The 6,878-nt window shown below is 38.3% G+C and carries 6 protein-coding genes; 3 read left to right on the forward strand and 3 right to left on the reverse strand.

The features are described from left to right. Window positions 1-81: 81 nt before the first annotated feature. Window positions 82-1,161 carry a hypothetical protein gene (locus P4L16_05935; protein ID MDR3624661.1) on the reverse strand — a complete coding sequence of 360 codons (1,080 nt, stop codon included), beginning with the start codon at window positions 1,159-1,161 and terminating at the stop codon, window positions 82-84. Window positions 1,162-1,225: 64 nt separating this feature from the next. Between P4L16_05935 and P4L16_05940 the strand changes: the two genes are divergently transcribed. From P4L16_05940 to P4L16_05950, 3 genes are all read left to right on the forward strand, one after another. Continuing rightward, entirely contained in the window at window positions 1,226-1,519 is a 294-nt protein-coding gene (locus tag P4L16_05940; GenBank protein MDR3624662.1) for a co-chaperone GroES, read from the forward strand. A 32-nt stretch (window positions 1,520-1,551) separates the two neighbouring features. Beyond that, window positions 1,552-3,237: a chaperonin GroEL gene (groL, locus tag P4L16_05945; protein ID MDR3624663.1), complete on the forward strand. Its 1,686-nt coding sequence runs from the start codon at window positions 1,552-1,554 to the stop codon at window positions 3,235-3,237. Window positions 3,238-3,363: 126 nt separating this feature from the next. Beyond that, a complete protein-coding gene (locus P4L16_05950; protein MDR3624664.1) occupies window positions 3,364-3,627 on the forward strand; it encodes a zinc ribbon domain-containing protein in 264 nt (87 codons plus the stop codon). A gap of 1 nt (window position 3,628) precedes the next feature. On the opposite strand, the gene P4L16_05955 is transcribed toward P4L16_05950, so the two are convergent. Then, the gene (locus P4L16_05955) at window positions 3,629-5,251 is read right to left on the reverse strand and encodes a TrkH family potassium uptake protein (protein ID MDR3624665.1); all 1,623 of its coding nucleotides are present in this window, start codon (window positions 5,249-5,251) and stop codon (window positions 3,629-3,631) included. A 10-nt stretch (window positions 5,252-5,261) separates the two neighbouring features. After that, a complete protein-coding gene (gene trkA, locus P4L16_05960) occupies window positions 5,262-6,623 on the reverse strand; it encodes a Trk system potassium transporter TrkA (protein ID MDR3624666.1) in 1,362 nt (453 codons plus the stop codon). Between the last annotated feature and the right edge of the window lie 255 nt (window positions 6,624-6,878).

The following is a 6,878-nucleotide window of genomic DNA, read 5'->3' on the forward strand; positions in this document are numbered from 1 at the left end:
ACTTTATTAAATTTATTCGTTTTTTCTAACCTATCACAGAGAGCTTCCTTTTGCAATTTAAAAATAAATTGAAGGTTAATTCTATGCTGGCTTTTTTGTTAGGTAGGTGGCCCAGGAGGTGGCAAAGTTATCTTGGTTTTCTTTGCAGTAATTATAGAATTCTCTTAGAAAGAGCCTTCTTTCTTCAAATTCAGCAAAGAATTGTTTTGCAATAGGTGTGGAGGCTACAAGGAAGTTTTTTTCATTAATGAGCATTTGACGATCCATGATAGTGTCAAAGCTTAACTGCTTGGCGTTGTGCATCATGTCTACCATAACCAGTAGCGTAGTTGTTCTTCCGCTTCCACCTTTGCAGTGAAAATGCACCCAAGAGGTTTCTGGTTTGGTTCTATAAAAGGAGATAAAAGTATCTATTTCTTCGTCAAGCGGTCTTTTGTGATCGCAAATAGGAATCCTAACATATCCAATGCCTAATTTAGCAGTTAAATTACGCTCTGTAGATGTGCGTTTAACGGTAGTTGGCATGGGAATAAGCTCTTTATTGCCTTCTTCTTTGACGACTTTGTTAATGACAACATGTTCTTCTTTTTGGGCCGCTTTTAGAAGGGCTTTTTCTTCTTCAGAAATGGCTTCTGTATTTAAATCTAAATTTGACCATCCATTTTGAATATTCATCCAGCTCACAGGTAGGCCATTGATGAATCCATGAGACTCTCGTCTCAGGTCGATGATAATTAAGTCTTTTTGGGCAAGTTTTTCTTGTAGTTCATTAAGACCTGCTTCAGAAAATTGAGCGCTGGCAGAATAGTGAAGCTGATCGAGTCCATCTCTTGTGGGGTAGTGGCCAGTAAAGTTTTTATCCTCTGGGTAAGGATCGTTAATTTTTCTAAATGCTCCAAGTTCTTCGGTTTGGTCAAGTATGAGCTTGAGGGAGCCATCAGCAAGTTCATTAGAAATTGCGTTTATAATGGGCATATTTGTGTCGTTGTTTGTAGTAAACACTAATGAACTAAACACAGATAAGACAAGAGATATTGCTAATAAAGATAAAATTCTATTCATATCAAGCAAAGTGTACTGAAAAATAAGATTACTCGCAATAAGTGATTTTTGGCACTCAAGGGCTTTTTCTGCTAAAAAAAGCATTCTTTGTCTTGACATTAATAAAAGTCCTCTCTTAGAATCATCGCTCGATAGAAACAGTAATTGTAAATGGAGTATTCTCATGAATAAAATTAAACCTTTAGGTAATCGTGTTTTAGTAAAACGCTTTAAGGCGAAAACAACAAAAGGTGGCATTATTCTCCCCGAATCGGCTCAAGAAAAGCCAAAAGAAGGAGAAGTTGTTGCAGTTGGTCCTGGAAAAAGTGATGACGAGGGAAAGTTTAATCCTACCACATTGAAAGTAGGTGATCGCGTCCTTTTTACTGCCTATGCAGGTACAGAAGTTAAGCAAAATGACACAGAAGAAGAATATCTGATCATGTCAGAAGATGACATTTTAGGAATCTTGAGTTAAACAGAAAAATTACTTTGGAGTTACCCCTCGTTATGTCAAAAATAATGCAATTTGATCAAGAAGCCTTAAAATCGATTTTGGAAGGCGTAAAGAAGCTTGCAAGAGCTGTGAAAGTAACACTTGGGCCCAAGGGGCGAAATGTAGTGATTAAAAAAGGTGCTGGATCCCCACTTTCCACTAAAGATGGAGTCACTGTTGCTAAGGAAATTACATTAAAAGATAAATTTGAAAATATGGGAGCACAGCTTGTAAAAGAGGTTGCATCAAAAACTTCAGATATCGCAGGAGATGGAACAACAACGGCAATTGTTCTTGCAGAAGCAATTTATAGTGAAGGTGTAAAAAACGTAGTCGCTGGTGCAAACCCTATGAGCGTTAAGCGCGGAATTGATAAGGCAGTGGATGCCATTGTACACGCCCTTTCAAAGCTTGCACATCCTGTAAAGACCCCTAAAGAAGTGATGCAGATTGCAACTATATCTGCAAATAACGACGCGGATATTGGGCAAATTATCTCCAATGCAATGGAAAAAGTTGGAAAAGATGGTATTATTAGTGTTGCAGAAGCAAAAGGTATTGAAACGACGCTGGATGTTGTAGAAGGTATGCAGTTTGATAAGGGATATTTATCTCCTTATTTTGTGACGGATGCAGAAAATATGAGCGTTGAATTTGAAAATGCTTCTATTCTCATTACAGATAAAAAAATTTCCACAGTAAAAGAGCTTGTACCCATTCTTGAAAAAGTAATGGCAAGGGGGCCAAAACCCTTTTTGATCATTGCAGAAGATATCGATGGTGATGCCTTGGCGATGCTCGTAGTTAATAAGCTAAAAGGATCTCTTCCTGTTTGTTGTGTGAAGGCTCCAGGGTTTGGAGATCGCAAAAAAGCTATGTTGCAAGATATAGCCGTTTTAACAGGAGGTACTCTTGTTTCTGAAGAAGTTGGCTTGCAGCTTGAAGATGTAGACGTTGAAGTTCTTGGAAGAGCTAAAACTGTCAAAGTCACAAAAGATGAGACTACGATTATTGATGGTGCTGGAGATAGTAAATTAATTAAGCAAAGAGATGCACAAATTCGTGCAGAGATTGCTAAGACAACTTCTAGTTATGATAAAGAAAAATTAGAAGAGCGTCTTGCAAAACTCGTAGGCGGCGTTGCTGTCATTAACGTAGGCGCTGCAACAGAAACTGAAATGAAGGAAAAGAAAGCTCGTGTAGAAGACGCTCTTCATGCAACAAGAGCAGCCGTTGCAGAGGGTATTGTTCCAGGAGGAGGTGTAGCTCTTCTTCGCTCTCTTCATGCTTTGGATGCCTTGAAGTTGCATGGCGATGAAGCAATAGGTGTATCTATTATAAGGACTGCAGCCTTTGCTCCCGCAACTGCTATCGCAAACAATTGTGGTAAGCCTGGTAATTTGATTGCAGAAAAAATCTATGAGCAAAAAGATGCTCATGGTTACAACGGTCTTACAGATCAGTTTGAAGACCTTATTAAAGCAGGTGTAATTGATCCGGTCTTGGTAACTAAGAGTGCTATTAAGCATGCAGCTTCTATATCTGGGCTTTTGCTGACAACAGCTGCTATGATTACCGATAAACCCAAACCCAAGAGCTCATCATCGATGGATGGTATGGGTGGCATGGGCGGCATGGGCGGCATGGGCGGCATGGGCGGTATGGGAATGGGTGGTATGGGCGGAATGGACATGATGTAAAATCATCCACACACAATTTTCTGCTTCTGCGGTAGTTATACACAAACCAATTCTTGAACTTGTTTGTGTATAATAACTACCGCAGGGCTCACAGAAAGCACAGGGGGAATAAAGGACATTTGGATTATGCCAACATATGACTATATCTGTGATCATTGTCACAAGAAAACAGAAGTTTCACAAAAAATCACTGCTGAACCTTTAAAAAGGTGCCCAGACTGCCTTCAAGATACGCTTCGTCGTGGTATTGGAGGTGGGCTTGCAACACTTCGCTTTGAAGGTTCTGGTTTTTATATAACAGATTATGCAAACAAGGACTCTCGTGAGCCTTCTTCTCAAAAAAGTGAAGATAATGGCAGTTATGGTTGCAATAAAACTGCTTGCAAATAAGTTATTTGCGTCTCCAGAAAGCTGGTATGAAAAGTATTAAGATGATAAATAACTCAAGCCTTCCAAGGAACATGAGAAGACATGAAAAATACTTACCAAAAGATGTTAGAAAAGCGCAAGAATACTCAGGGCCTGCCATGCCAAAGCCTGTTCCAACGGTATTTAGTATGCAAGAGCTAAGTCCAAGAGCTGTTTCTGGATCGATTCCATTAAATACATAAATTATTGTAGCTAGGACTGCTATAGAGATATAGATAAAAAAGAAACAGAGTACATTAGAAGAGAGTTCAAGGTTAATTCTTTTATCACCATAATTAAAGATACGCACTCTTTCAGGTCGAAACACCGTTTCAATACGATTAATAGCAAGCCTTGAAAGAAGGTAGTAGCGAATTACTTTAATACCGCCTGCAGTAGATCCTGACATGCCTCCAATATACATGCTGATTAGCATAAGAACTTGAACGCTTGCTGGCCAATAATTGTAGTCTGCAATAGAAAATCCTGTTGTAGAGAGTGTTGAAATGATTTGAAAAGTGCCATAGCGAATCGATTCTTCTAGAGAAAAAGGCAGGTTTTGGAGAAGCTTCCAGGATGTAATTGTTGCAAAGATGATGATGAGTGCAAGGTACGTGATGAGCTCAGGATCTTTTAGACGATAGAATTTTCTTTTAAGCAAATAATAAAAAAGTGAAAAATTTATGGTTCCAAGAATCATAAAAACTACAATGACCCATTCGGTAGCTGCATTTTGATAGCTTGCAATACTTCCATTTTTAACGGAAAAGCCCCCCGAAGAGACCGTTGTAAGAGCTATATTCACTGCATCAAAAAATGAGAGCTTACTGTTTGTGGTAACTAGCATGATGATCTGTAGCAAAGTCATCGCAAGATAAATCTTAAAAATAGAGAGGGCTGCATTTTGAGTGCGAGGTGTAATATCCTCTTTAATGGGTCCTACAAGCTCTGATTGAAAAAGCACCTTGGCTCCAGCTTCAAGGACTGGGATGACAGCTACGAATAGTAAGATAATGCCGATACCTCCAAGCCATTGTGTCAAGCTTCTCCAAAACAATAACCCTTTTCCAATGGCTTCGATGCCTTCATAAAGCACATCTCCTGAATGCGACAAAACAGGCTTTATAGTCCCGTAATAGTCGTATTTTGTCTCATTTTTCCATAAGCCGGCAAAGCTTATGTGAAAAGCTACTTCCTTGTTTTCTGTATCATAGGCTTTGGGACAGAGTATGGACATGCCAGTTGTTGTATATCCAGAGCACATCTCAAAATAGGCATCTTCAAAGTGCTCTAGTGTATTGTTAAATAAGAAAGGTAGTGTGCTGATTGCGGGAGTGATGAGCCAGATGAGAACGACAACTAAAATACCATCTCGTCTATAGAAATTAACATTTGTTGATCCCTTTCCAAGTATACGAAAGCCAAGAGAACAACATAAGCAGACTAAGATAGTTAGAAAAAATGCAAAGGTATCAAAGGGTTGTGGGTGATTTGTGGGATCTATAATGAATTGATAATAAAACGAGACAATAAGGGGTATTACAAGAATTGATGCTAAAATATAGAGGTAAAATTCTAATGTTTTAAAGATAGGCTTCCAAACCATAAAGCCTCTTTTAAAAAAGTTCTGACAAGATATTAATATTTTTGGGATTAGTAATAATGATGACAGTATCTGAAGGTGTTAACACGCTGTTACCATTGGCTATTGAAATTTTACCCTTGCTTTGTATCACAGCAAAAAGCAAATCTTTTGGCAAGTACTTTACAAGTTTTGCAATAGGAATTCCTGTCATTTTTGATTCCATAGATACTTTTATTTCAACAACTTCTGCTTCATTTTCATAGAGCGAAACAATAGAAGATACTTTTTCTTTACTGATAAGAGATAAAATTTTGTTTTCCGTACTTTTGTGAAAAGTAATTGTGCGCTGAATGCCCATCTCTTTTGCAATAGATCCATAAGCTGGATTTGAGATACATGCAATCACATGAGAGGCTTTTGCTTTTCTTGCAAGTTTACCAAGTAATAAGTTCATCTCATCTTTGCGTGTGCAAGCTACAAAAAAGTCTGTGTGTTCAATATTTTCTTGGAGAAGAAATGGTAGATCACTTCCTTCGTGGTGCAAAACTGTGCATTTTGAAAGGCTTTCAGCAAGATAGGTGCATCTGTCATAACTTTTATCAATGATTTTTACACGTACGTGTGCCTCTTGAAGTAGTCTTGCCAAATGATAGCCAATTTGAGATCCTCCAACGATGACGATAGAGCTTACTTTTTTTTGAGGGATGCCAAAGAAGTGATAGATGGTAGACATCGCTTTTGTGTCCCCTATGAATGTGATTTCATCGAGTGGTAAAATGACATCATCTCCTCTTGGAAAATGGATAGAATGTTCGCATGAATCATCCTCTATGATAGATCTTCTGATGAGTGCTATGCGTACATTTTCTGGTAACTTTAGCTCTGCAATAGGTATAGCTTGTTTATCCCAATTTTTGGGGATTGCGAGTGTATGCATTTGAGCTGCTCCATGAGCAAAATTTTCAATTGCAACAGGTCCTTGCATGCTCATGAGCTTATTAATGTCTGCTGCTACCAAGAGTTCTGGAGAAATAAGGTAGTCAGCATGAAACATTTGCTTGATATCAAGTCTTTCACAGTTGATAAATTGATTTTGGCTGATGCGTGCAATAGTTTTTGGATATCCAAGTTGTTTTGCAATGGATGCTGCAACTAAATTAGTTTCATCGCAGTCGGTGAGGGCTAACAAAAGGTTGGGATTATGCTCTTTAAGCGATTCTAGTAACACCCAATCTGTTCCAAGGCCAACTTTTGCGGATATATCAAGGCGTCTTGCAGCTTCTTCAACCTTGTAAGGGTCCTTGTCGATCAATATGATGTTATGGCCTTTCTGTGACAAAACTAAGGCCAAATGTGAGCCTATTGTGCCAGCTCCAATGATGATAATGTTCATGCTTTCACGCTATCATATTTCTAATTTTTAGACTATTTTCTCTCGCTAAAATAAAAATACCTTGTAAATTCGAGCTCTAACTTCGAATTTACAAGGTAGAAAAATGCAGAGATCTAAATAACGCCAGCTCGATTTTCAACTATCTGCTAATCAATAACTTGAATAGTTAAAACACGGAGACGCGGAGACACGGAGACTTATAATTTATCATTTATGATGCGTTCTACACCGTTTTTTACTTGTTTATTGCCAAAA

Source organism: Chlamydiales bacterium, assembly GCA_031292375.1.
Classification (GTDB): Bacteria; Chlamydiota; Chlamydiia; order Chlamydiales; family VFKH01; genus JARLHF01.

Coding starts and splice junctions, on each gene's coding strand:
- P4L16_05935 (MDR3624661.1), bottom strand. CDS start 1,161: ATGTCAAGACAAAGAATGCTTTTTTTAGCAGAAAAAGCCCTTGAGTGC.
- P4L16_05940 (MDR3624662.1), top strand. CDS start 1,226: ATGAATAAAATTAAACCTTTAGGTAATCGTGTTTTAGTAAAACGCTTT.
- groL (MDR3624663.1), top strand. CDS start 1,552: ATGTCAAAAATAATGCAATTTGATCAAGAAGCCTTAAAATCGATTTTG.
- P4L16_05950 (MDR3624664.1), top strand. CDS start 3,364: ATGCCAACATATGACTATATCTGTGATCATTGTCACAAGAAAACAGAA.
- P4L16_05955 (MDR3624665.1), bottom strand. CDS start 5,251: ATGGTTTGGAAGCCTATCTTTAAAACATTAGAATTTTACCTCTATATT.
- trkA (MDR3624666.1), bottom strand. CDS start 6,623: ATGAACATTATCATCATTGGAGCTGGCACAATAGGCTCACATTTGGCC.